The organism is Flavobacterium ginsenosidimutans (assembly GCF_037478105.1).
Classification (GTDB): domain Bacteria; phylum Bacteroidota; class Bacteroidia; order Flavobacteriales; family Flavobacteriaceae; genus Flavobacterium; species Flavobacterium ginsenosidimutans.
Genome location: NZ_CP147988.1, coordinates 5,337,188 through 5,359,153, shown reverse-complemented (window position 1 = coordinate 5,359,153; position 21,966 = coordinate 5,337,188). Strand labels below are relative to the sequence as shown.

25 protein-coding genes are annotated in these 21,966 nt (G+C 32.0%); 10 read left to right on the top strand and 15 right to left on the bottom strand.

Annotation, left to right across the window (positions count from 1 at the left end):
• Nucleotides 1–145 precede the first annotated feature (145 nt).
• The 5 genes from V6624_RS22945 to V6624_RS22925 all read right to left on the bottom strand — a co-directional run bounded on the left by V6624_RS22945 (nucleotide 146) and on the right by V6624_RS22925 (nucleotide 3,787).
• Nucleotides 146–1,537: a hypothetical protein gene (locus V6624_RS22945; RefSeq protein ID WP_338840365.1), complete on the bottom strand. Its 1,392-nt coding sequence runs from the start codon at nucleotides 1,535–1,537 to the stop codon at nucleotides 146–148.
• Nucleotides 1,538–1,740: 203 nt separating this feature from the next.
• Entirely contained in the window at nucleotides 1,741–2,130 is a 390-nt protein-coding gene (locus V6624_RS22940) for a VOC family protein (RefSeq protein WP_338840364.1), read from the bottom strand.
• Complete coding sequence (locus V6624_RS22935; protein WP_338840363.1) at nucleotides 2,130–2,705, bottom strand: sugar O-acetyltransferase; 576 nt, start codon at nucleotides 2,703–2,705, stop codon at nucleotides 2,130–2,132. Before V6624_RS22935 ends, V6624_RS22940 begins: the two co-directional genes overlap by 1 nt.
• Nucleotides 2,706–2,708: 3 nt before the next feature.
• Complete coding sequence (locus V6624_RS22930) at nucleotides 2,709–3,167, bottom strand: YciI family protein (protein WP_338840361.1); 459 nt, start codon at nucleotides 3,165–3,167, stop codon at nucleotides 2,709–2,711.
• Nucleotides 3,168–3,328: 161 nt separating this feature from the next.
• Complete coding sequence (locus V6624_RS22925) at nucleotides 3,329–3,787, bottom strand: DinB family protein (RefSeq protein ID WP_338840360.1); 459 nt, start codon at nucleotides 3,785–3,787, stop codon at nucleotides 3,329–3,331.
• Nucleotides 3,788–3,928: 141 nt separating this feature from the next.
• Between V6624_RS22925 and V6624_RS22920 the strand changes: the two genes are divergently transcribed.
• The 9 genes from V6624_RS22920 to V6624_RS22880 all read left to right on the top strand — a co-directional run bounded on the left by V6624_RS22920 (nucleotide 3,929) and on the right by V6624_RS22880 (nucleotide 11,041).
• Nucleotides 3,929–6,094 (top strand): TonB-dependent receptor, encoded by a 2,166-nt coding sequence (locus V6624_RS22920; RefSeq protein ID WP_338840357.1) that lies wholly within the window; start codon nucleotides 3,929–3,931, stop codon nucleotides 6,092–6,094.
• Nucleotides 6,095–6,453: 359 nt separating this feature from the next.
• The gene (locus V6624_RS22915; protein WP_338840356.1) at nucleotides 6,454–6,861 is read left to right on the top strand and encodes a DUF2141 domain-containing protein; all 408 of its coding nucleotides are present in this window, start codon (nucleotides 6,454–6,456) and stop codon (nucleotides 6,859–6,861) included.
• Nucleotides 6,862–6,912: 51 nt separating this feature from the next.
• Complete coding sequence (locus V6624_RS22910; RefSeq protein WP_111288956.1) at nucleotides 6,913–7,533, top strand: hypothetical protein; 621 nt, start codon at nucleotides 6,913–6,915, stop codon at nucleotides 7,531–7,533.
• Nucleotides 7,534–7,553: 20 nt separating this feature from the next.
• The gene (locus V6624_RS22905; protein ID WP_338840355.1) at nucleotides 7,554–8,891 is read left to right on the top strand and encodes a 2TM domain-containing protein; all 1,338 of its coding nucleotides are present in this window, start codon (nucleotides 7,554–7,556) and stop codon (nucleotides 8,889–8,891) included.
• Complete coding sequence (locus tag V6624_RS22900; RefSeq protein ID WP_338840354.1) at nucleotides 8,891–9,214, top strand: 2TM domain-containing protein; 324 nt, start codon at nucleotides 8,891–8,893, stop codon at nucleotides 9,212–9,214. Before V6624_RS22905 ends, V6624_RS22900 begins: the two co-directional genes overlap by 1 nt.
• Nucleotides 9,195–9,524 carry a 2TM domain-containing protein gene (locus V6624_RS22895; RefSeq protein ID WP_338840353.1) on the top strand — a complete coding sequence of 110 codons (330 nt, stop codon included), beginning with the start codon at nucleotides 9,195–9,197 and terminating at the stop codon, nucleotides 9,522–9,524. The genes V6624_RS22900 and V6624_RS22895 overlap by 20 nt, the downstream gene beginning before the upstream one ends.
• A complete protein-coding gene (locus tag V6624_RS22890; RefSeq protein ID WP_111288948.1) occupies nucleotides 9,515–9,832 on the top strand; it encodes a 2TM domain-containing protein in 318 nt (105 codons plus the stop codon). Before V6624_RS22895 ends, V6624_RS22890 begins: the two co-directional genes overlap by 10 nt.
• A gap of 20 nt (nucleotides 9,833–9,852) precedes the next feature.
• A complete protein-coding gene (locus V6624_RS22885) occupies nucleotides 9,853–10,233 on the top strand; it encodes a 2TM domain-containing protein (RefSeq protein ID WP_338840352.1) in 381 nt (126 codons plus the stop codon).
• A gap of 40 nt (nucleotides 10,234–10,273) precedes the next feature.
• Nucleotides 10,274–11,041, top strand: a complete 768-nt coding sequence (locus V6624_RS22880) for a LytTR family DNA-binding domain-containing protein (RefSeq protein ID WP_338840351.1) — start codon at nucleotides 10,274–10,276, stop codon at nucleotides 11,039–11,041.
• Here the strand turns inward: V6624_RS22880 and V6624_RS22875 are convergent, their stop codons facing one another.
• From V6624_RS22875 to V6624_RS22860, 4 genes are all read right to left on the bottom strand, one after another.
• Nucleotides 11,042–11,563 carry a hypothetical protein gene (locus tag V6624_RS22875; RefSeq protein WP_338840349.1) on the bottom strand — a complete coding sequence of 174 codons (522 nt, stop codon included), beginning with the start codon at nucleotides 11,561–11,563 and terminating at the stop codon, nucleotides 11,042–11,044. It abuts the gene before it with no gap.
• Between the two features lie 24 nt (nucleotides 11,564–11,587).
• Nucleotides 11,588–12,613, bottom strand: coding sequence for a COX15/CtaA family protein (locus tag V6624_RS22870; RefSeq protein ID WP_111288940.1), 1,026 nt, complete (start codon nucleotides 12,611–12,613; stop codon nucleotides 11,588–11,590).
• A gap of 15 nt (nucleotides 12,614–12,628) precedes the next feature.
• Nucleotides 12,629–14,062 carry a CCA tRNA nucleotidyltransferase gene (locus tag V6624_RS22865; RefSeq protein ID WP_338840345.1) on the bottom strand — a complete coding sequence of 478 codons (1,434 nt, stop codon included), beginning with the start codon at nucleotides 14,060–14,062 and terminating at the stop codon, nucleotides 12,629–12,631.
• A 70-nt stretch (nucleotides 14,063–14,132) separates the two neighbouring features.
• Nucleotides 14,133–14,453 (bottom strand): GxxExxY protein, encoded by a 321-nt coding sequence (locus V6624_RS22860; protein ID WP_317048486.1) that lies wholly within the window; start codon nucleotides 14,451–14,453, stop codon nucleotides 14,133–14,135.
• A gap of 533 nt (nucleotides 14,454–14,986) precedes the next feature.
• Between V6624_RS22860 and yaaA the strand changes: the two genes are divergently transcribed.
• Complete coding sequence (gene yaaA / locus V6624_RS22855) at nucleotides 14,987–15,745, top strand: peroxide stress protein YaaA (protein WP_111288936.1); 759 nt, start codon at nucleotides 14,987–14,989, stop codon at nucleotides 15,743–15,745.
• A gap of 178 nt (nucleotides 15,746–15,923) precedes the next feature.
• Here the strand turns inward: yaaA and V6624_RS22850 are convergent, their stop codons facing one another.
• From V6624_RS22850 to trpA, 6 genes are all read right to left on the bottom strand, one after another.
• Nucleotides 15,924–17,513 carry an MDR family MFS transporter gene (locus V6624_RS22850; protein WP_111288934.1) on the bottom strand — a complete coding sequence of 530 codons (1,590 nt, stop codon included), beginning with the start codon at nucleotides 17,511–17,513 and terminating at the stop codon, nucleotides 15,924–15,926.
• Nucleotides 17,514–17,517: 4 nt separating this feature from the next.
• Entirely contained in the window at nucleotides 17,518–18,597 is a 1,080-nt protein-coding gene (locus V6624_RS22845; protein ID WP_111288932.1) for an HlyD family secretion protein, read from the bottom strand.
• Between the two features lie 12 nt (nucleotides 18,598–18,609).
• The gene (locus tag V6624_RS22840; protein ID WP_338840344.1) at nucleotides 18,610–19,929 is read right to left on the bottom strand and encodes a TolC family protein; all 1,320 of its coding nucleotides are present in this window, start codon (nucleotides 19,927–19,929) and stop codon (nucleotides 18,610–18,612) included.
• A complete protein-coding gene (locus V6624_RS22835) occupies nucleotides 19,919–20,548 on the bottom strand; it encodes a TetR/AcrR family transcriptional regulator (RefSeq protein WP_111288928.1) in 630 nt (209 codons plus the stop codon). The genes V6624_RS22840 and V6624_RS22835 overlap by 11 nt, the downstream gene beginning before the upstream one ends.
• Nucleotides 20,549–20,817: 269 nt before the next feature.
• Nucleotides 20,818–21,174, bottom strand: a complete 357-nt coding sequence (locus tag V6624_RS22830; protein ID WP_338840343.1) for a lipocalin family protein — start codon at nucleotides 21,172–21,174, stop codon at nucleotides 20,818–20,820.
• A 10-nt stretch (nucleotides 21,175–21,184) separates the two neighbouring features.
• Nucleotides 21,185–21,946: a tryptophan synthase subunit alpha gene (gene trpA, locus V6624_RS22825; RefSeq protein ID WP_338840342.1), complete on the bottom strand. Its 762-nt coding sequence runs from the start codon at nucleotides 21,944–21,946 to the stop codon at nucleotides 21,185–21,187.
• Nucleotides 21,947–21,966 lie beyond the last annotated feature (20 nt).

Genomic DNA, 21,966 nt, shown 5'->3' with positions numbered 1-21,966 from the left:
AGAATTCCGCATTTTTTTTCTGCGGATTACAAAATTAAGCATCAAATTCGGTTTTTTCTAGGAAATATTCATTTTAGTGTGTTAAAATGAATATAAACAGGAAAATTCGTTCAGTATGCTTATTGATATATAACGCTCTATTCATCTATAATTTCGTTTCGACTATACCGGATATACTGCTTTCAAGGACATTGTTTTGCTTATCCAAAGTCATAATGATATTTTGCATACTAGACATGCGGAAATAATTGAATTTTTCACCAATAAAGAAAAAAGGCCTGTTTAAACCTTCATTTGAAACTTGAAATAGTTTCTCGCCCTTTTGGTTGTAGTAATATTCATCAGTCGTCCAACTATTTAAAATCCTGTCTATTTCTTTATAATAATATACTTCGCGATGATAAATTCCGTCGGAGACTTCCCATATTTTGTTCCAATCTCCGGCAGGAGTAATGATGTAATTTCCTTTATAGTCAATTACACAATCTTTAAACTTAATATTCTGTATTTCTCCTACTGGATATGACATAATGATATTTCCATAGCTATCAAAATCACTACCAACTGTAATATCGTTTAAGATTCTGAAGTTTTCTAATTGCTCGTTTACAATTTTAATAACAATTTTTGTTTTTTGAAGACTGTCTTTTATTTCTTCTTTCACAATACCATGACCGTTATAGAAAGTAGAAAGAGGCTCTAAATCAGTTTTTAATTTTTTTCCGTTAAGTTTAATAAAACCATATTCGTGAATCTCTTTTTTACGATTGTAAAAACTATAGGTGAAAATTTTACTTTTCTGCGATAAACCTTTTATATAGATAAATTCTTTTGGTACTGTGTAAGTATGAGAATTGTAAGTAAATAAATATTTCTTAGTTTTGGTATTTTTGACAATATAGTTTTTTGTGTCCCAATATCTTACTAGACTGTCTTTCGTTGAAAAAACTTCTTTTCCGGTAAAATAATCTAATTTCACATAGGTTTTTATGCTTTTATTTTTTTTAGTAACAGTGAAAAATCTAAAGCTATGGTCATATTTAAACTCCGTTAATACATCTCCGTTCTTATTTATCTTAGCATATTTTCCGTCTCTGGAGCCAGCATATCCTGCTGCATCCGTGTGATTATTAAGTTCAATAACATAATCTAATTTATTTGAATTGTCTTCAAAATATCCAACTTTTATATATCGATCTGGAAAATAATAATAATTAATATCGCCCATTTGTTTCATGATTTCTAAAATATAAATTTCACTTATACCGCCGGTCTTTCCTTTGCTATTGCCTCTAGTTTGATCAGCTGGCAGATTTTCTTCAACTCTTACCATTCCGTTATTTATACTAAAAACTGATTTGAACGATTTGTAATATTGGACCCCTTTCTTGTTAACAAAAGTCCACCCTTCAGGAGTTGATTTTAAAAATACGCCGTTTTTTATAGGTTCACCATCTATCATTTTGATTATTCTATTTTCCTGACTGAAAAGAATAAGTGGAAAAAAAATGATAATAAATAAGTAAAATAACCTCATATCTATGTTTTTAGAATTTCCTTTCTTGAATAGAGTATTTTTTTATTGTAAAGGTTGGGAACAATTTGTAGAATCTTCGTATGAGTAAACTTTCAAAGACGCTAAGTTTTATTTTTACATAAGCTAAAGCTGGACGCAATTCAATCCTTCAATATTTAAATAATAAAAAAAACTTAGTGTCTTCGCCTTTGTGGCAAAAAAACTTAACGCTCATAAAACTCAATCGGCAATAAATCAGGATCTGCAATAAAAGTAAAACGTTTTTCTGTCGTTTCATCAATTCTTATTGGTTCTGATTCAATTTTTTTAGAAGTTAAAAAAGCAATTGTTTCTTCTAAATTAATAACTTCAAAAGCCAAATGGCGCAAACCAACCGCTTCTGGTCTTGAAGGTCTTTGTGGCGGATTTGGAAAGGAGAATAATTCGACTACATAAGTGCCATTTAGAGCCAAATCTAATTTATAAGACTGGCGCTCTTCACGATAGATTTCTCTAATTATGGTTAGACCTAAAATCTGAGTGTAGAAATATTTCGATTTTTCATAATCGGAACACAAAATGGCAATATGGTGGACTTTATTAAGGGTAAGCATTATTTTTTTGATTCAGGTTCTTGATTTAATTTTCGAATAACTTTTGCTGGATTTCCAACTGCAAGCGAATTGTCTGGAATATCTTTTGTAACAACAGATCCAGCTCCAATAACACAGCCTTTTCCGATTGTTACGCCTGGGCAAATAACCGAATTTCCGCCAATCCAGCAATCGTCTCCAATTGTAACTGGATAAGCATTTTCTAATGTTTTTCTTAATTCAGCATCAAGCGGATGAGAAGCGGTGTAAATCTGAACATTTGGCGCAATAAACACATTTGATCCGATATTTACTGGTGCACAGTCCAAAACAACACAATTCACATTAAAATAAACATTTTCGCCAGCAAAAATATTGTAGCCATAATCACAGTGAAAAGGAGGTTCAATATAAAAACCAGCTCCAGTATTTGGAATTAATTCTTTTAAAATTTCTTTTGCTTTTTTGGTAACTCTGTATTCTTTTACGTTTAAAGTATGCAGTAAATTTTTAGCATTTCGGCGTCCTTTTACCAATTCAGGATCAAAGGCGTTGTAATACTCGCCAGAGATCATTTTTTCTTTTTCTGTTTTCATATTTTACATTTTCGTCTTGGCGATTTTGTCATGTATTTTCACAGTTTCCTGTAAAGCTGCGGTGCAATACCAAGGCGTTAATTCGGCTTCGAGTAAATTGGCTTTTATTGCTGGATCGGTAGCGACAAGAGCTTTTGCTTCTTCTATCGTTTCAACATTAAAAACGTAAATGCCACGATAATTTCGATCATTTTTCATGAAAGGTCCGGCAACAACCAGTTTTCCTTCTTTGGCCAATTTGCCAATATTTTCCATGTGCCCTTCAAAAAGTTTTTTAGTTTCTTCTTTAGAAGCGGTTGTATTGCTTCCAGATTTTAAAAGACAAAAAACATATTTCTTCATTCCGTATTCGTCAGCGTGAAGAGATTTTGCAAGGGTTTCATCATATTTCACTTCGGTTTCTTGCGAAAAGCTGGTAGCGCTTAATAGCAAAAGAGCAAATAACAGTATTGATTTTTTCATAATGCAATTCAAGTTTAAAATTATATTATTTAAAAAATTAGGCTCAATTTTGTCATTTCGAGGAACGAGGAATCTCCGCAAGTAACTCCATAACTAAAATCCAATCTTTGTAGAGCTTCTCGCGGAGATTCCTCGTTCCTCGAAATGACATAAGCGACGTTTTAAACCAGTTTCTTCAAAATAACAATCTGCCCTAAATGATAAACATCATGCTGAATAATTCCGTGAATGTGTTCATAATAAGTATGACCGTTATTTACATAAATTTTCGCTAAATCTTCATCATCAAAATTCTCAAAAAAAGCATTCCACGATTCTTGAGTTTTTGCAAGTGTCTGAAGCGATTGTTCCCAAGCCACTTCTGACGGATCTAAAACAGGAACAAAATAGTTATGATCTGGAGTTATGATCACTTCTCCCTGCATGCGCTCTAAAATATTTCTTCTCCATTGTATCAAATGATTCACAATTTCCCAAATCGTATTAAGATTAGGGTTTGCTTTTTTGTAAGCTTGCTCTGCTGTTACATTTTTTAGAGTGCTAGCCAAATTGACTTCAAGCCAAGGATTTCCATTATAAATGGATTGATATAGATTTGAAATTCGTTTACTTTCTGACATAAAAAGATGATTTTGGTTTTCCTAGCTAAGATACAAATTAGTATTTTACAACTCATCCTCGAAATTCTACAATTGGGTTATTATATATTTTTTAACATGAATTGTTAAAATACATTTGCTTCATCAAAAACCAAAACGGATATGAAAACCAAATTATTTTTTACAGTTAGCTTTTTATTTTTTACAGCTTTAATTTTTGCTCAGAATACTATTTCAGGAAAAGTAGTTGACCAAAAAGGAAAACCAGTTGCAGGTGCAAATATTTATATAGATGGAACTTATGACGGAGCAACAAGCTCTGAAACTGGTGAGTTCTCTTTTGAAACTACTGAAACTGGAAATAAATTTTTAGTGGTTAGTTTTTTACTTTTCGAAACTTATAAACAAGAAATTGATGTTGCTAATTATAAAGACCAAACGGTAAAATTAAGAGAAAATGTTAATGCTTTAGATGCAGTTGTCATTACGGCTGGAACTTTAGAGTCTGGAGAAAAGGCTAGAGTTTCTGTTTTAAAACCTTTAGATATTGTAACGACTGCGGGTTCTGCTGGAAATATCGTGGCAGCTTTGCAAACTTTGCCTGGAACGCAGACAGTAGGTGAAGATGGACGTTTGTTTGTGCGTGGAGGAGAAGCTAGTGAAACTCAAACTTTTGTAGACGGAATTCGTGTAGCACAACCGTATGGAGCAACTACAAATAATTTACCAACTCGAAGCAGATTTTCTCCTTTCTTGTTTAGCGGAATTGCTTTTTCTACAGGCGGATATTCTGCAGAATACGGCGAAGCTTTGTCAAGTGTTTTGCTTTTGAATACACAAGATGACGAAGATCACGAAAAAACAGATTTGGGTTTTATGACTGTTGGTTTTAGCGTAGGAAATACTCAAAAATTCAAAAAAAGTACTTTGAGCGTAAATATGATGTATGTGAATTTAGCGCCATACCAAGCTGTGATTCCGCAAAACGTAGATTGGAATAATCCTTATCAATCGCTTGGAGGTGAAACAGTTTATAGATATAAATTCACAAACGGAGTTTTCAAATTATATGCTTCATTCGATTCAGAAAGATTCGATTTAAATCAGAAGAATGTCAATTTTGAAAATCCTATTAGAACAGATATGAACAATAATAACTTCTATTTGAATTCATCTTACAAAGGAAGTTTTGGATCAGGCTGGACGTTAACTTCGGGAGTTAGTTACGGTTATAGTAATAACAAGTTGAAATATGATATTACGGGCGTTAAAAGTGTAGAAAATGCTGCACAATTGAAATTAAAGTTAAGCAAGAAATTTTCAAACTATTTCAGATTGTCTTTCGGAACAGATTATTTCATTACCAAATACAATGAAGATATAGTTGACAATGTTTCTCTTGATATTGCAAATGGTTATGATTCTAACATTTTTGCATCATATGTAGAAGGTGATGTTTCGTTTTCAAAAAATCTGGCTTTAAAAGTAGGTTTAAGATATTCTAATAATAGTTTATTAAACGAAAACAACATTGCACCAAGAGCTTCATTAGGATACAAACTTTCAAAAAGCAGCCAGTTTTCTTTTGCTTACGGAGATTTCTCTCAAACGCCTGTTGTAGATTATATTAAATATTCAAAATACCATCAGTTTGAAAGCGAAAAAGCGCAACATTATATTTTGAATTACACGTTTACAAAACCGGGACAATTGCTGAGAACAGAACTTTATTATAAAGATTATAGAAATTTAGTTCAGTACGATACGAGAGATATTCAGTACAATTCAGTTTTTAATAACAACGGATCAGGTTATGCAAAAGGTTTTGATTTGCTTTGGAGAGACAGCAATTTGTACAAAAACTTGGAATATTGGATTTCATATTCTTACATCGATTCAGAAAGACAATATAAAAACTTTCCGAACATGGCGACTCCAAGTTTTATTGCCAACCATAGTTTGTCTCTAGTAACAAAATATTTCATTACAGACTGGAAATCACAAATCGGATTTACAAATAGTTATAGTTCAGGACGTCCGTACAACGATCCAAATCAGACACAATTCATGAACGGAAAAACTAAATCGTACAATAGTTTGAGTTTCAATTGGGCATACTTATTAACAACACAAAAAATTCTTTATTTCTCAGTTTCAAATCTTTTAGGAACACAAAATGTTTTCGGTTACGATTATGCTAAAAATCCAGATCCAAGTGGAGTTTATCAAAGACAAGCCGTTGTTCCGACTGCAGACAGATTCTTCTTCGTAGGTTTCTTCTGGACAATCAGCCAAAATAAAAATGAGAATCAATTGAAAAACTTGTAGTTCTTGGTAAAGATGCTAAGCTACTAAGTTTCTGAAATGCTAAGGTTTTGCCTGAAAAGAGAAAAACTTAGAATCTTAGTAGCTCAGAATCTTAGAATCTTCAAAAAACAATTCATCATCAAAAATCAACAACTCAGTATCATTTAATTTTAAAAGACTAAAAACCAGCATACTTTTGAAGTATAAATTAAATAAAGGATCAAAGTTACAAAGTAACAAAGTAGCAAAGGTTTCTTTGCAAATTCAAAAACTCTGAATCTTTGAACCTAAAAAAAGAGTTTTAATTATCTATAAAAAAAACTTAGAACCTCAGAACCTCAGAACCTTAGTAACTTAGAAACTTTAAAAAAATAGAAATCATGACCAAAATTATTACAATAACTATTTTATTTATCTGCAGCTTAATGTCTGCACAAAATGTAAAATTAACTGTTGCTGTTTCAGGTTTGAAAAATGATACAGGAGTTGTTAAAGTAGGATTATATAATTCAGACGGAACGTTTCTTAAAGCAACTTACAAAAGTCTTGCTTCCGAAATTAAAGACAATCAAGCGGTTGTAACTTTTGATGATCTTCCTGCGGGAGAATATGCAATTTCAACTTATCATGATGAAAATATTAACGGAAAGCTAGACAGAAATGCAATGGGAATGCCATTAGAAGAATATGCCGCTTCGAATAATGCAAAAGGATTTATGGGACCTCCTTTGTATAGCGATGCAAAATTTAATGTCAATAAAGATTCAAAAATTGAAATTACATTCTAATAAACAAATAACTAATCCATATAAATAAACCATTAAAAAAACTTATAAAAAATGAAAAAAATCATCACTTTAATAGCACTATTTGTAGTAGTAATAAGTTCAGCTCAAACACAATTTGAACAAGGAATGAACAAAGCTTTCGGACTTTGGAAAGAAGGAAAAAATACTGAAGCTTCTGCTTTATTTGAAAGAATCGCTGGCGCTGAAAAAAACAGTTATTTACCAAATTATTATGTAGGTTTAATAAATGCATTAGCTGTTTTTACAGAAAAAGACAAAACAAAAATCGATTTGTTATTGACAAAAGCGCAAGATGCTGTAGATGTTGAAATGATAAAAGATCAAAGCAACTCAGAATTATATGTTTTACAAGCTTTAATTTACACAGGATATGTTGTTGCTGACCCAATGACAAACGGAATGAAGTATTCTGGAAAGGTGATGGAAGCTTACGCGAAAGCTAAAACATTAGACCCAAATAATCCAAGAGCCGTTTTTGGTGAAGCAGATTATCAATTGGGAGGTGCAAAATGGACAGGAGTTGATACAAAACCTTTATGTGCACAAGTTGATAAATCTATTGAACTTTTTAATAATTTTAAACCAGCAACGCCATATTCTCCAAAATGGGGATTAGAAAGAGCGTTAGAAATTCAAAAAACCTGTAAATAATTTAATAGTTATAAGCCATCATGATATTAAAACCTAATTTGTTAAAAGCATGCTTAGTTGGAGGAATAGTATTTTTATTTTCTTTTCTAATTCGGTTTGCTTCTATAGGAACAGCAGTTTTTACCAAGAATCTTTACATTTATTTCTTGTACTGCATGCTTTACAGTGTGGTTTTATATGTCGTAAACGTCGTTCTTTTTGAATTTTTAGATAGAGTCTTCAGAGAAAATCCATATTCGACAAAGAGAATTTTAATTGGTTTTGTAAGTTCATTTTTAGTGTCGATGATTGTAATTGGTGTATTGCGCTTGTTTACAAGTATAATAATCGAGAATAAGACAATTCTAGGTTTTCTAGCCAATGAAAAGGCGGAAAATTATATAGAATCTTCGGTAATGACATTTATTGTTTTAGTGTTTTTTCACGGACTTAATTTTTATAAACTCTATCAGGAAAATAAAGTCACGCAGCAGAAGATTATCGCAGGAACGGCAAATGCAAAATTTGAAAGTTTAAAAAACCAGATCGATCCGCATTTTCTGTTTAATAGTTTGAATGTTTTAAGTTCTTTGATCGAAGAAAATCCGGATAATGCGCAGCGTTTTACAACTTCTCTTTCTAAAATTTACAGATATGTTTTAGAACAAAAAGACAAAGAATTAGTTTCTGTTGAAGATGAATTGTCATTTGCGAAAACCTATATGAATCTGTTGAAAATGCGTTTCGAAAATAGTTTGTTTTACGAATTGCCAACAGAAAACATAAATCCGGAAGCAAAAGTGGTTCCGCTTTCTTTACAGCTTTTGCTGGAGAATACAGTGAAACACAATATAGTAAGTGAGCAAAAACCACTTCATATTAGAATATTTATTGATAAAGATTATTTAGCAATTCAAAATGATCTTCAGAAAAAAGAAGTGTTGCAGGACAGGCAAGGCGTTGGATTGCAAAATATTGTAAACAGATACGGAATTATAACCGACAGAAAAGTGAAAGTTCAGGAAGATGAGAAGAATTTCACGGTTAGGATTCCAATTTTAACAAAACAAATTACCGTTATGGAAACGAGTGCAGAATATACAGATGAAGCAAAAGCATATTATAGAGCCAAAAAAAGAGTAGAAGAACTAAAAGGATTTTATGGAAATATTATTTCATACTGTTGTGTGATTCCGTTCTTGGTTTTTATTAATTTAAAATTTTCACCAGGATTTCAATGGTTTTGGTTTTCGGCTTTAGGATGGGGATTTGGGGTTGCCATGCATGCTTTTAAAGTCTTTGGATACAGCTCTGATTGGGAAGAAAGAAAAATTCGAGAAATTTTAGAGAAAGATAACAAGCAAAAAACGTGGAAATAATGGAAAATAATTTCACAGAAGCAGATCGTTATTACGATGCTCAAAAAAGAGTCAAAGAAATTAGAGAATTTTATGAGCATTTGACGGTGTACGTTTTATGTAATCCAATTGTGATTGTTGTAAATTATATGACTTCTCCAGAATACCTTTGGTGGATCTGGTCTGTAATGGGATGGGGAATGGCTATTATTTTACACGGATTGAAGGTTTTTAGTTTCCCACCTTTTTTCAATAAAAAATGGGAACAAAAAAAGATTCAGGAAATTCTAGAAAAAGAAAACAAACAACGATTAGAAAGTAATCATGGAAACAAATTTGAGTAACGATCAGGAACAAGTAATACTGCAAGAATTGGCCAGTAAAAAAGTGATTCAGCTAAAATCTTTTTACAAACATTTGTTCATTTACACCATCGCACTAATTCTTTTTCTTTTAAAAGAATATACAAATCTACCACTGCAATTTTTTCCAATAAAATACATCAATTGGGTAGTGGTAATTATTTGGTCGGCTGTTATAGTGGGTTCTGCAATCGATTTGTTTGCTTCTTATAAGATTTTCGGACAAGAATGGGAACAGCGAAAAATGAAAAGCATTTTAGAAAAAAAATATAAAAAACAAAAATGGGAATAATCATGGAAATGAATTTAAGCGAAGAAGAAAGATATATTCAGGCTAGAAAAAAAGTCGAAAATATTAAAGGATTTTATGGAAATCTAGTTGCTTTCATATTAGTAAATGCAATATTGATTTTTATAAATTTATATACATCGCCAAGCTATTTATGGTTCTTTTGGCCATTATTATGGTGGGGAGTTGGTGTAATTTTTCACGGATTAAAAGTCTTTGAAGTTTTTCCAGGAATGGGTAAAGAATGGGAAGAAAGAAAAATCAAAGAGTTTATGGAAAAGGAAAAACAGAATAAAAACAAGTGGCAATAATTATTTAAAAAAATAGAAGCATGGGACGTTTTAGAAGACATATGTACGAGGAATATGCAAAACAACATTCTGGAGAATATACAGGTGATGAGAGTTATAATGCAGCGTACAAAAAAGTAAAAAAGATAAAAGGATTTTATTCGCATTTGAAAGTTTATATCATTGTAAATGTGATTATTATTGTTTCTAGTTTAAGTAGAGATCATTTAACTGAAGGAATTGATTTCAGCGGATTATCAGAATGGCATACCTATTCAACTGCTTTTTATTGGGGAATAGGTTTGGTAGCTCACGGATTATCTGTTTTTGGTTCTAATTTGTTTTTCAGCGAAGACTGGGAACAAAAGAAAATTCAAAAATATATGGAGAAAGACGCCGCAAATAAAAATAAATGGGAGTAACTTTGAAATACTATTCTTTCTAAATTTTACAATATAATAAATGATAACATTAATTATAGAAGACGAAAAACCAGCTGCAAGATTGCTGCAAAGAAAACTTGAAAAGTTAAATGTAAAAGTAGAAACCATGCTTCATTCTGTCGAAGAAGCTGTTGATTGGTTTGAAAACAATTCTCATCCCGATTTAATTTTTCTGGATATTCAATTATCAGATGGTTTGTCGTTTGAAATTTTTGAAAAGATAGATATCAAAAGCGCGATCATTTTTACAACCGCTTATGACGAATATGCTTTAAAAGCATTTAAACTAAATAGTATCGATTATCTTTTAAAACCAATTGATGAAGATGATCTGGAAACGGCCGTTTCTAAATTCAAAACCCGAATGCCAAAAGCAGAAGCAGAAACTTCAAATCTGCAGTTAGATTTTGAGCAGATTCGCCAAATGCTGTCAAATCCTTTTGAGAAAACATACAAAAAGAGGTTTACAGTTAAAATTGGACAACACTTAAAAGTAATTACCACAGAAGAAATCGAATGTTTCTTTAGTGAAAACAAAGGAACTTACATTCATACCTACGACAATCGTGATTACTTGATCGATTCGACTCTGGAGATTTTAGAACAAGAACTTGATAAAAAGGATTTCTTTCGCGTAAGCAGGAAATTTATTGTTCCGTTAAAAGCGATTAAAGAAATTCAGGTTTATACTAATTCTCGACTTAAAGTGATTCTTCCAACTTATAAAGAAGATGAGGTAATTGTAAGCCGAGAAAAAGTACAAGATTTTAAGACTTGGCTAGGATAATTAGTTGTCGATAGTTGACATAATTTCTATAGCTCCAAATTTCCAATCAGAATTAATTATTTGAGCGTCAGTAGGCTTTATAAAAGTTATTGACGCAATTTTTTTTACTGCTTTATTGTTCGGAGTAATGCTGATATAATTTACAAGTTCATCATAAGGTTGATTTATATTACTCGCAATACTTCCTATTATCCCAATTTTAGATAAACAATCCGTTGTTGGAATGTCTTTTTTTAATGGAGAGTTTTCAATATTGTTTTGATAAAACGTATTAAGAATATATTTTTTGGTAGCAAAGATTAGAACTCCCGATTTAGAACCGAACTTTTGCTCAACTTCTTCAGCATTCCCTTTATAAATAAATGGCAACAGATCATTCTGATTGATATTTTTCAAGGTATTTTCTGCCTGTTTCATATATCCAATACATTTAGAATCCAAAATGACTAACGGATTATCTTTTGTCTGCCCAGAAACAATGCAAGTAAAAATAATTGTAAATAAAAAACAGACTGTTTTCATAAATGTTTTTTTATGAAAGTTAGTTTATTTACTCAATCTATGCAATGTAAATGTCATAGCGCTTAAAAGGAAAAACGCCATAATTTGGTGAATTAATCCTAAAGCCAATGGAACACTGTATAATAATGTGAAAACTCCAAGTAAGAATTGAATAAAAACAAAAACAACCAAAGTATTGATTCCGTTTGCCTGTGTGCGCGTAAGTGAATATTTTTTGCTTTTGAAGAAAAGAAAAAGAATAATTGCCACAACAACATAAGCAAAAGTTCTGTGTACAAACTGAACACCACTTTTACCTTCAATTAAATTTTTTATTAAAGAAGATTGCTCAATAAAAACCGATTCGTGAATAAATTCTCCATCGCTCATTAAAGGCCAGTGATTATGAATTAGTCCTGCATTTAATCCTGCTACAAATCCGCCGTAAATAATCTGGATTAATAAAGCGACTAAAGCAAAACGAGCAATTTTGCGAAGAGGCAAAATCTTGTTGATATTTCTTTCAGGATAGATTAAATCTAATGCAACCCAAAGTGTATATGCAAAAGTGATAAAGGCAAAAGTTAAGTGTAATGAAAGTCTGAAGTGACTTACATCAGGATTGTCAATTAATCCGCTTCTTACCATAAACCATCCTAAGAAACCTTGGAAAGCTCCCATTGCCAAAAGAACCACACATTTTTTGATTGTATCTGTATCTAATCGCTTTTTAGCTAAAAAGTAAACAAATGGCACAAAGAAAACTAAACCAATAATACGTCCGATAAAACGGTGAAACCATTCCCAGAAATAAATAAATTTATAATCTGCTAATTGAAAATCGTTGTGAATATTGATTTTCTGATACTCTGGAAACTTTTTGTATTCGTCAAAAGCAGCTTGCCATTTAGCATCTGTTAAAGGCGGGAAGGTATCGGTTACCAAATGCCAGTCGGTCATAGATAAACCTGAATTGGTCAGACGAGTAATTCCGCCCACAACGACCATTAAAAATAATAAAACACAACCCGATAGCAACCAAATGATTACTGATTTATTTTCTTTTTTCATTTTATTAAATAATACTTATTTCTCTACTTTTTTTAAGCCTAATTTTTCCGCTCTTTTAATCACAAAATCATAAGCAGCCTGATATTCATTTGGAATATCACCTTCAAGAATTGCTTCTTTTACAGCTTCTTTTAAGATTCCGATTTCGCGTGAAGGTTTCAAGTCGAACATTTCCATAATTTCTTCTCCGGTAATTGGAGGTTGGAAATTACGAACGTGGTCACGTTCTTCGACTTCTACAATTTTCTTGCGGACAACTTCGAAGTTTTTATGATATTTCTTGAATTTCGCTGGATTTTTAGTTGTGATGTCGGCCTCACATAAAGTCATTAGATCTTCTACATCTTCGCCAGCATCAAAAACCAAACGACGAACGGCGCTGTCAGTCACAATATCCTGTGCTAAAACAATCGGACGTGAACTCATAATAACCATTTTCTGAACGAATTTCATTTTATGGTTCAAAGGCATGTGCAAACGTTCGAATATTTTCTTAGCCATTTTTCCGCCCAAGAATTCGTGTCCGTGAAAAGTCCAACCTTGTTTTTTAGTAAAACGTTTTGTTGGCGCTTTTCCAATATCATGCAATAATGCCGACCAGCGAAGCCAAACGTCATCTGTGTTTGGACAGATATTGTCTACAACTTCAAGAGTGTGATAAAAATTATTTTTATGCGTATGACCTTCAATTTCTTCTACCTGATTCAACGCCGTTAATTCAGGTAAAATTAGATCTAAAAGTCCTGTTTTATATAAAAGTAAGAATCCTGTTGAAGGTTTATCTGTAGAGAGAATTTTATTTAATTCGTCAACAATTCTTTCGCCAGAAATAATTTTGATTCTTTCTGCATTTTTTGTGATGGCATTCAATGAATTTTCTTCGATTTCGAAATTCAATTGAGTTGCAAAACGAATCGCACGAAGCATTCGCAAAGGATCATCAGAATAGGTAATATCTGGATCCAAAGGCGTTTTTATTGTTTTATTTTCTAAATCGGTTAAACCATCAAAAGGGTCTAAAAGATCTCCAAAATTGTTTTTATTTAAAGATAAAGCAAAAGCATTGATTGTAAAATCGCGACGATTTTGATCGTCTTGCAAAGTTCCGTTTTCCACAATCGGATTTCGGCTGTCACGATTATAGGATTCTTTTCGCGCACCAACAAATTCAATATCGGTATCTTCAAAACGAAGCATTGCTGTTCCATAAGTTTTAAAAACTTGAACTTTTGGTTTGTTCGGAAGTAAATCAGAAACTTTAAGCGCTAATTCGATGCCGCTTCCAACAGCAACTACATCAATATCTTTTTTTGAACCTCGATTTAAAAGCAAATCACGAACAAATCCGCCGATCACATAAGAGTCAACGTTTAATTCCTGAGAAGCTTTCGAAATAATATCGAAGATTTTGTTTTGTAAAGCAGTTTTGTAATTTGTTTGTATCGCCACGAATTCACTAATTTTTATAAAATAATACGTTTGTGTTCAAGTGAGGTAGAATTAAAGTTTGCCAAAATCGCTAAATTGTTTTTTTGGATACTTTTAAATAATTAAGACATTGCGAAATATATTTTGGATGCAGAAAATCACTTGATTTTATTTCAAGTATAATTTTATCAAACAAAACAAAATCAGCATAAAATTTGTGATCTAAAATTATGTCTTTATAATTTACTAAATATTCTTTTTCTCTTTCAAATGGAATATTTGCTTTCTTGAATTCGTATTCTAAAGCATCTTTATATACAATTTCAGAAAAGCCTCCACCTAAATTTCTATGAACATCAAATAAAATTCCGATTATTTGATAACTTTCCTCTTGATACAATATTTTTGTCATGATCTAAATTTTTTTCCGCCACGAATTCACGAATTTTTCTAATTAATTTTTTAAAAAGTTAATTCGTGAATTTGTGGCTATTATTTAGAATACAACTTTCAATTTTTGTATTGAAAATGTTTTTGGAATTTTATGGGTGCAAATTTACAACATAGAAAATGCCTTTTATAATCTACAGCCTAATTTTTTGAGTAAATTCACAATTTTTCAATTCAATTTTATGAAAATAAAAAACAGTGGAAGTAAATTGCATGAATTAATACAAATCGAACGTTCAGATTTTAAAAATTAAGTCGTGAATTTCGACATGATTTAAATTTTTCCGCCACGAATTCACGAATTAATTTTAATTGATTTAAAAAAAAATAGGATAGTGAATTACACAAATTCATTCGAAATTTTGCTCAAAGATTTTAAAAAATAAATTCGTGAATTCGTGGCGAAAAAAAATATGGCTCCATAAAACAAATCAATTGCGATAATCTGTTTTTAGAAATTCAATTTGTATTTTTGAATCATAGAAAAATGCACACATGAAAATTGTTATATCTCCAGCGAAATCACTGAATTTTGAAAAAGAATTACCAACATCTCAATATACTGAACCTTCATTCTTAAAAGAAGCGAGAGTAGTTCATAAAGTGGTTAAACAAAAAAAGCCTTCTGAATTATCAGAATTAATGTCAATTTCAGACAAGCTAGCCGATTTAAACTGGAAAAGAAATCAGGATTGGAAAACGCCTTTTACGCCAGAAAATGCGCGTCCGGCAGTTTATACTTTCGATGGTGATGTTTATACAGGATTAGATGCTTATACAATTCCGTTAGAAAAATTAGATGTTTTACAAGATAAATTAAGAATCTTATCTGGACTTTATGGACTTTTAAAACCATTAGATTTAATGCAGGCTTACCGTTTAGAAATGGGAACTAAAATGCCAGTTGCCGAATTTAAAAACCTTCACGAATTCTGGAAGCCTACAGTTACTAAAGCTTTAAATAAAGAATTGAAAAAAGACGAATTATTTGTAAATTTAGCGAGTAACGAATATTTTTCGGCTGTTGATGTAAAAGCTTTAAAAGTTTCTGTAATTACTCCAGATTTTAAAGATTATAAAGATGGAAAACTAAAAATGATCAGTTTCTTTGCAAAAAAGGCGAGAGGTATGATGGTGCGTTATATTATTGATACGAACGCAGAAACTATTGATGATTTAAAAGGTTTTAATTACGAAGGATATCAGTTTGATGCGAATCTTTCTAAAGGCAATCATTTAGTTTTTACAAGATGATTTTTTAAAGATTCTAAGGTTCTAAGTTGCTAAGATTCTAAGTTTTTTTACCGCAAAGACACAAAGTTTTACGCAAAGTTTATAAACTGAATACTGCCACTGGGAACTGCGACTATTATAAAAAACAACGCCGAATTCAACTAAGAATTCGGCGTTTATGCGTATTATAAATCTATTATTAATGCATTGCGTCGGCTGCACTAATTTTGTTCTTCCCTTTTTTAATAAAGAGAATAATCGGTATGCAACATAAAAACATTATTCCTAGATAGAGGAAAATATCCATATAAGCCATTACAGTACTTTGTTTCATTACTGAATACTCTATAGCTTGATATGCTTTTTTCAAAGCAACATCTGCGCTATATCCTTTTGCCATGAAAGCGTGCTGCATTCCTGCAATTCGCTGCTGCACGTCAAATTTGGCAGGATCTAGGTTATTAATTAAATCTACTCTATGAGATTGGCTGAAACGTGTGATGAAAGTAGTAATGATCGCGATACCAAAAGATCCGCCTAACTGACGCATCATTCCAGTAAATGCCGCTCCTTCACCAATTTGCTTACCTTTTAAAGTAGAAAGAGAAAGTGTTGTAATAGGAACGAAAAGCAATCCTAAACCAATACCTCTTAAAATTAAAGGCCAATACATATGTTCAACTCCAGTGTCTGGTGTCATTCGGCTGTACATCATAAAGGTAAAGAAGAAGAAAATTAAAAATCCTACTCCAACCATATACCCTTGAGGAACACCTTTCTGAATCATATTTCCAACAAATGGCATCATGATCGCCGTTGTAATAGATCCTGGAATCAATAATAAACCGGCATCTGTTGCTGTCCATCCTAAAATAGATTGCGTGTAAATTGGGATAATCAATGTTGAACCGTATAGACCAAAACCAAGAATAAAACACATTATGGTTCCAATTCTTAAGTTTCCATCTTTTAGAACACTTAAGTTTACGATTGGGTGTTTATAAGTAAGCTCTCTCCAGATAAATAAAACCAATCCTAAAACTGTTACAACACTTAAGGTTACGATTAAAGAATCATTAAACCAGTCGTCTTGCTGTCCGTGTTCTAGCACGAATTGTAAAGAACCAATAAAGGCACTTAACAAGATAATTCCCCACCAGTCAACCTGATTTGCTTTCAATTTTTCTCCATATTTCGGACTTCTAACAAATGTTAAAGCCAAAATTGTAGCAATAATTCCCAACGGAATATTGATGTAGAAAATATACGGCCAAGAATAATTATCAACCAAATAACCTCCTAAAGGCGGTCCAAGAGTTGGCCCGACAATTACACCCATTCCGTAAATCGCTTGCGCCATTCCACGTTTTGCTACAGGGTAACTTTCTGTAATAATTGTTTGGGCTGTTACTAGAAGTGCTCCACCACCCATACCTTGTACGAATCGGAAGGCTACAAGTTCCCATATATTTGAGGCATTACCACACAAGAAGGAACAGACTGTAAATATTATGATTGAAGCCACAAAATAATTACGTCTACCAAATTGCTGCGATAGCCAGCTCGTCATCGGAATTACAATAACATTCGCAATTGCGTATGCTGTAATAACCCACGCCACATCGGTCAAGGTAGCACCAAGACTTCCGCGCATGTCTGTTAGAGCTACGTTTACAATCGTTGTATCAACAATTTCCAGCAATGCACAAAGTACAGCTGTAATTGTAATAATCACTCGTCGGTAACCGTATTCTACTAAATCGTCGTCTGCTTGTATTGCTGCTGCCATTTATTTATTTTAAATGTACGTCTACATCAACGTTCATACCTGGGCGTAATAATTTTACTTTTTCAGGATCGTTTGATTGATCGATACTAATTTTTACTGGTAATCTCTGAATTGTTTTTACGAAGTTTCCTGTTGCGTTATCAGGAGGTAACAATGAAAAACGAGATCCTGTTGCAGGAGAAAATGATGTTACAGTTCCTTTGAATTCGTAGTTTGGATATGCATCAACTTTTAAGCTTACTTTTTGCCCAATCACCATTTTGTTCAATTGCGTTTCTTTAAAGTTAGCTACAACCCAAGCCTCACTATTATTAATGATGTAGAATAAAGATTGTCCTGGCTGAACTAATTGTCCTGGCTGAATATCAACTTTAGAAACTTGACCATCAATTGCAGCAGTAACTACAGTATATGAAAGGTTTAAATGTGCAACATCTAGCATTGTTCTTGCTTTTTTGATGTTAGCAGCAGCAACTTCTGTTTGTTTATCAGAAACTTTAGATTTTGACTGAATAACAGATTTTTGATAAGTAGTAGCTTTTTGTTGTTGTTCTAAAACTCGTACTTGGTTTTCAGCTTCTTCCTTCGCTGTCAAAGCTTGCTCATATTGTTGTTTTGTAATTGTATGAGTTTTGTACAAGTTATTGTAACGGTTATAATCGTTTGTAAGCTGTCTCAATCTAATTTTAGCGCTTTCGATAGAACCGCTTGCAGATCTCATTTGAGCATCTGAAACAGAAATACTTGCATAAGCACTTCCAATATCAGCTTTTGCAGCTTCGTATTGACCTTCAGCTCCTAATAATGCAGCGTTTGCTTCATCGATTTTTAATTGGTAATCTCTCTTATCGATTGTAAACAAAGTATCTCCTTTTTTTACATAATCATTATCCTTCACATATACTTTGCTGATATATCCTGAAACTCTCGGGATAATCGGATTCATTTTTTTCTCGATTTGAGCATCATCTGTTTCTTCGTGAGCTTGGCCGTGTAAATATTTTGATATTCCGTAAGTTCCTCCCAATAAAACCATTACGGTTAATATGATGATGAATTTTTTATTTGTCTTTTTCTTTTCCATGAGAGCTATCGATTATATTTTAGAAAAATTGAATGATTGTGATAATTGTCCTGATACTGAAAGTAATTCGTAGTATTTTTGAATAATTGTTGCTTTAGATAAAGCAGTTTGAATTTTGGCATTTAAATGTTCTACATCGGCTTCTACCAAATCATTAGTATCAGATAAACCATTGTCAAATTTATCTTTCACTAATCTGTAATTTTCTGCAGCCTGCTGAAGCGCTTCATCATAAACAACACTTTGATTGATTGCTAAGTCGTAATCTTCAATAGATTTTTGAACTTCAACTTTAATACGATCAGTCATAATGGCTTCTGTATTTTTTACTTCCAGAGCTCTGCTTTCTGCCTCTTTCACGTGTACATTGTTTTTTAGAATTCCTGACAAATCATAAGAAAGTCCGATTCCAAAATTCATAGCATATTTTACAGTTATGATATCTTTAAGATCCAACGCTGTATAACCACCAAGTAATGAGATTGCTGGATAATATCCGGCTTTTGCAATTTTTACATTAGCTTCAGAAGCTTTGCTTTGCAATCTTATTGCTTCTAAATCTTTTCTGCTCTCAAGTGCAACAGCATCAGATGTTATAGTATTGCTTGTTTTAAGATTAAAGAAATCCTCTTCATTTACCTGAATTTTTACATTAGGATCTAATTTAAGCAATGTAGTTAGGTAGTAATTGATGTTATTAATATTATTATTAGCTTCATCAATAGATAATTGCGTTTTAGAAACTAATAATTGCGCTTTTAATAAATCATTTCTCGGAATAATTCCGTTTTTCTCCAACTCTGTAAAATCGGTAACACGTTGCTTAGCGCTTTTTTGATTTTCGTTTAAAACATCTAATGTTTTTTGAGCTTTGTACAGTGCTGTGTAATAAGTGATTGCTTTTAAAGCAACATCTTCTTTGGTTTTTGCAGCATTAGCAGTTTCTGCTTCGTACATTCCTTCATACGCATCTATGCTACTTTGAATTTTAAATCCAGCAAAAATAGGAAGGCTTAAGTTCGCCATTCCAAGCATTGCTCTGTCTGGAGAAGCTAATGAAGCACTTTCACCTTGATTTGGCAAATCAATTGATGCTTTTGTTAGACGTTGATATTGGCCAGAAATTTTAAGATCTGGGTACTGATTATTTTTTACGGTTTTTAATTCGTACATTTTTGTGTTTACCTTAGTATTGGCAAGCGTAACTTCGTTACTCTTTTCCCAGGCCATTTGTACGGCCTCGCCCAAGGTTAAACTTGTTTTTTCTTGTGCTTCTATTGAAGATATTCCGATAAAGAAAACTCCAAAGAGCATTAATTGACTAATTTTCATAAACAAGTAGCGCTTTTATAGTTTGTTGAATGTGCTTTGTAAGATCGTTTTTAATGTAATTGTTAAACATTTCTTCTGTTTTTAAATCCAGTAATTCTTCGAAGAAAGAGCGATTCATGTGAAAGTGAAAAAAGGTTCCAATAATTGTTGGTGTAATCAGTTGAATATTAATATCTTTTCTGAAAACGCCTTGAGCTTGTCCCTGTTTAATAATACTTTCAACAGATTTTAAGTTTCCTTTTTTAAGTTCTGTAAAAGCATTAAGGCTTTTCTCTCTTTTTTTACTGTTAAGTTCAAAATGTAAAACCCTGTAAATCCCCTTGTTAAGACAAATTCTGTTAATGTAAATTTCGATTAATTTATTGACTTTTTCAAGCGGTTCAAGATTTTCCTGTAATAAATTTTCGAGTTGTAACTTTAAATCAACAGTTTTGTAGAGAATTAGAGCTTCCAAAAGTCTTTCTTTTGAACCAAAATAATACGAGACCATGGCAATGTTAATTTTTGCCTCTTTAGAGATATCCCGTATCGATGTACCCTCAAATCCTTTCTCAGAAAATAGCTTTTCTGCAACTTCAAGAATCTGAATTTTTTTATCGTTTAATTCGATGTTTGACATGATAGTGTTTCTAATCGGATGCAAAATTAAACAGTTGTTTAATTTAAACGCTTGTTTAATTTTATTTTAACATAATATTAACATAAAACGGTTTCGATAATTTGGAGCAAAAAAAAGCTGAAACACTTGGTATTTCAGCTGTATTTTTTTTTGTCATTCCGACGAAGGAGGAATCTTCGCAAGGAGCCCCGCAATTAATATGTAAATCTTTGTAGATTTAGCAACGAAGATTCCTCGTTTGACGGAATGGCAAACTACACTTTGAATGTTTATTTAGTATATCTATAAGCTCTTTTTTCTTTGATATTTAATAATTCCATTTCTGAATTATTCAGTTTTAAGATCTTGAAAGCGTATGGGTTTTGATCTTTAAATTTTACAGTAATTATATTGTTTTTTAGATTATAATTGGCAACTTCTTTGTCAATAGTTTTTCCATTAGATATTAATTCAAAAATCAATAAACTATCCTTTGTAAAAGTCGTTTTGTCTTCGATATTTTTTCCAGTCGTATTTACTAAATCCTTCATCTTCCAACTTCCGATAAGTTTTTCAGTTTGAATTTTTTGACATGAAATTATTGAAATAAGAAGAATTATTGCTACTAAATATTTTACAATTTTCATTTCAATCAAATTATCGAATCTCTCCAACAAATTCAGCAATTTTTCCGCTTCCGTTTTCGCTTAAATGTTTAATAAAAGCACTTCCTATAATTGCACCTTTTGCATATTTTGTTGCTTGATTGAAAGTCTCTTTATTCGAAATTCCGAAACCAATAATTTGAGGGTTTTTCAAATTCATGTCGGCAATTCTTTCGAAATAAGTTTCCTGAGTATTTCCAAAACCAGCTTGAGATCCAGTTACACTTGCAGAACTTACCATATAAATAAATCCGTTTGAAACGCTGTCAATAAAACGAATACGCTCGTCTGAAGTTTGTGGCGTAATCAAAAACACATTAATTAATCCGTATTTTTCGAAAATTGCTTTATATTCCTCCGCGTAAACATCTACTGGAAGATCTGGAATAATTAAACCGTCAATTCCAATTTCAGCACATTTTTGGCAAAAAGCTTCAACACCATATTGTAGCATCGGATTAAAATATCCCATAATAATCAACGGAATTTTTACGCTTTCGCGAATGTTCTTCAGCTGATCAAAAAGAATTTGAGTTGTCATTCCGTTATGAAGCGCCGTTGTAGAACTCGCCTGAATTGTTGGTCCATCTGCCAAAGGATCACTAAAAGGAAGTCCGATTTCGATTAAATCAACTCCATTTTTTTCTAAATCCTGAATCATCTGCACAGTATCATTTAAATTAGGATATCCGGCAGAAAAATAAATAGAAAGTATCTTTTTATCTTCTTGTAACTTTTGAGTTATTCTGTTCATTTTAATATTTTTTATCCCAA

Bases quoted from the DNA above. Each gene is read 5' to 3' on its own strand.
- trpA (WP_338840342.1), bottom strand. From the start codon at position 21,946: ATGAACAGAATAACTCAAAAGTTACAAGAAGATAAAAAGATACTTTCT.
- V6624_RS22905 (WP_338840355.1), top strand. From the start codon at position 7,554: ATGATATTAAAACCTAATTTGTTAAAAGCATGCTTAGTTGGAGGAATA.
- V6624_RS22910 (WP_111288956.1), top strand. From the start codon at position 6,913: ATGAAAAAAATCATCACTTTAATAGCACTATTTGTAGTAGTAATAAGT.
- V6624_RS22850 (WP_111288934.1), bottom strand. From the start codon at position 17,513: ATGGCAGCAGCAATACAAGCAGACGACGATTTAGTAGAATACGGTTAC.
- V6624_RS22875 (WP_338840349.1), bottom strand. From the start codon at position 11,563: ATGAAAACAGTCTGTTTTTTATTTACAATTATTTTTACTTGCATTGTT.
- V6624_RS22835 (WP_111288928.1), bottom strand. From the start codon at position 20,548: ATGTCAAACATCGAATTAAACGATAAAAAAATTCAGATTCTTGAAGTT.
- V6624_RS22925 (WP_338840360.1), bottom strand. From the start codon at position 3,787: ATGTCAGAAAGTAAACGAATTTCAAATCTATATCAATCCATTTATAAT.
- V6624_RS22945 (WP_338840365.1), bottom strand. From the start codon at position 1,537: ATGAGGTTATTTTACTTATTTATTATCATTTTTTTTCCACTTATTCTT.
- V6624_RS22900 (WP_338840354.1), top strand. From the start codon at position 8,891: ATGGAAAATAATTTCACAGAAGCAGATCGTTATTACGATGCTCAAAAA.
- V6624_RS22930 (WP_338840361.1), bottom strand. From the start codon at position 3,167: ATGAAAAAATCAATACTGTTATTTGCTCTTTTGCTATTAAGCGCTACC.
- yaaA (WP_111288936.1), top strand. From the start codon at position 14,987: ATGAAAATTGTTATATCTCCAGCGAAATCACTGAATTTTGAAAAAGAA.
- V6624_RS22860 (WP_317048486.1), bottom strand. From the start codon at position 14,453: ATGACAAAAATATTGTATCAAGAGGAAAGTTATCAAATAATCGGAATT.
- V6624_RS22880 (WP_338840351.1), top strand. From the start codon at position 10,274: ATGATAACATTAATTATAGAAGACGAAAAACCAGCTGCAAGATTGCTG.
- V6624_RS22840 (WP_338840344.1), bottom strand. From the start codon at position 19,929: ATGAAAATTAGTCAATTAATGCTCTTTGGAGTTTTCTTTATCGGAATA.
- V6624_RS22890 (WP_111288948.1), top strand. From the start codon at position 9,515: ATGGGAATAATCATGGAAATGAATTTAAGCGAAGAAGAAAGATATATT.
- V6624_RS22920 (WP_338840357.1), top strand. From the start codon at position 3,929: ATGAAAACCAAATTATTTTTTACAGTTAGCTTTTTATTTTTTACAGCT.
- V6624_RS22935 (WP_338840363.1), bottom strand. From the start codon at position 2,705: ATGAAAACAGAAAAAGAAAAAATGATCTCTGGCGAGTATTACAACGCC.
- V6624_RS22830 (WP_338840343.1), bottom strand. From the start codon at position 21,174: ATGAAAATTGTAAAATATTTAGTAGCAATAATTCTTCTTATTTCAATA.
- V6624_RS22895 (WP_338840353.1), top strand. From the start codon at position 9,195: ATGGAAACAAATTTGAGTAACGATCAGGAACAAGTAATACTGCAAGAA.
- V6624_RS22940 (WP_338840364.1), bottom strand. From the start codon at position 2,130: ATGCTTACCCTTAATAAAGTCCACCATATTGCCATTTTGTGTTCCGAT.
- V6624_RS22885 (WP_338840352.1), top strand. From the start codon at position 9,853: ATGGGACGTTTTAGAAGACATATGTACGAGGAATATGCAAAACAACAT.
- V6624_RS22870 (WP_111288940.1), bottom strand. From the start codon at position 12,613: ATGAAAAAAGAAAATAAATCAGTAATCATTTGGTTGCTATCGGGTTGT.
- V6624_RS22845 (WP_111288932.1), bottom strand. From the start codon at position 18,597: ATGGAAAAGAAAAAGACAAATAAAAAATTCATCATCATATTAACCGTA.
- V6624_RS22915 (WP_338840356.1), top strand. From the start codon at position 6,454: ATGACCAAAATTATTACAATAACTATTTTATTTATCTGCAGCTTAATG.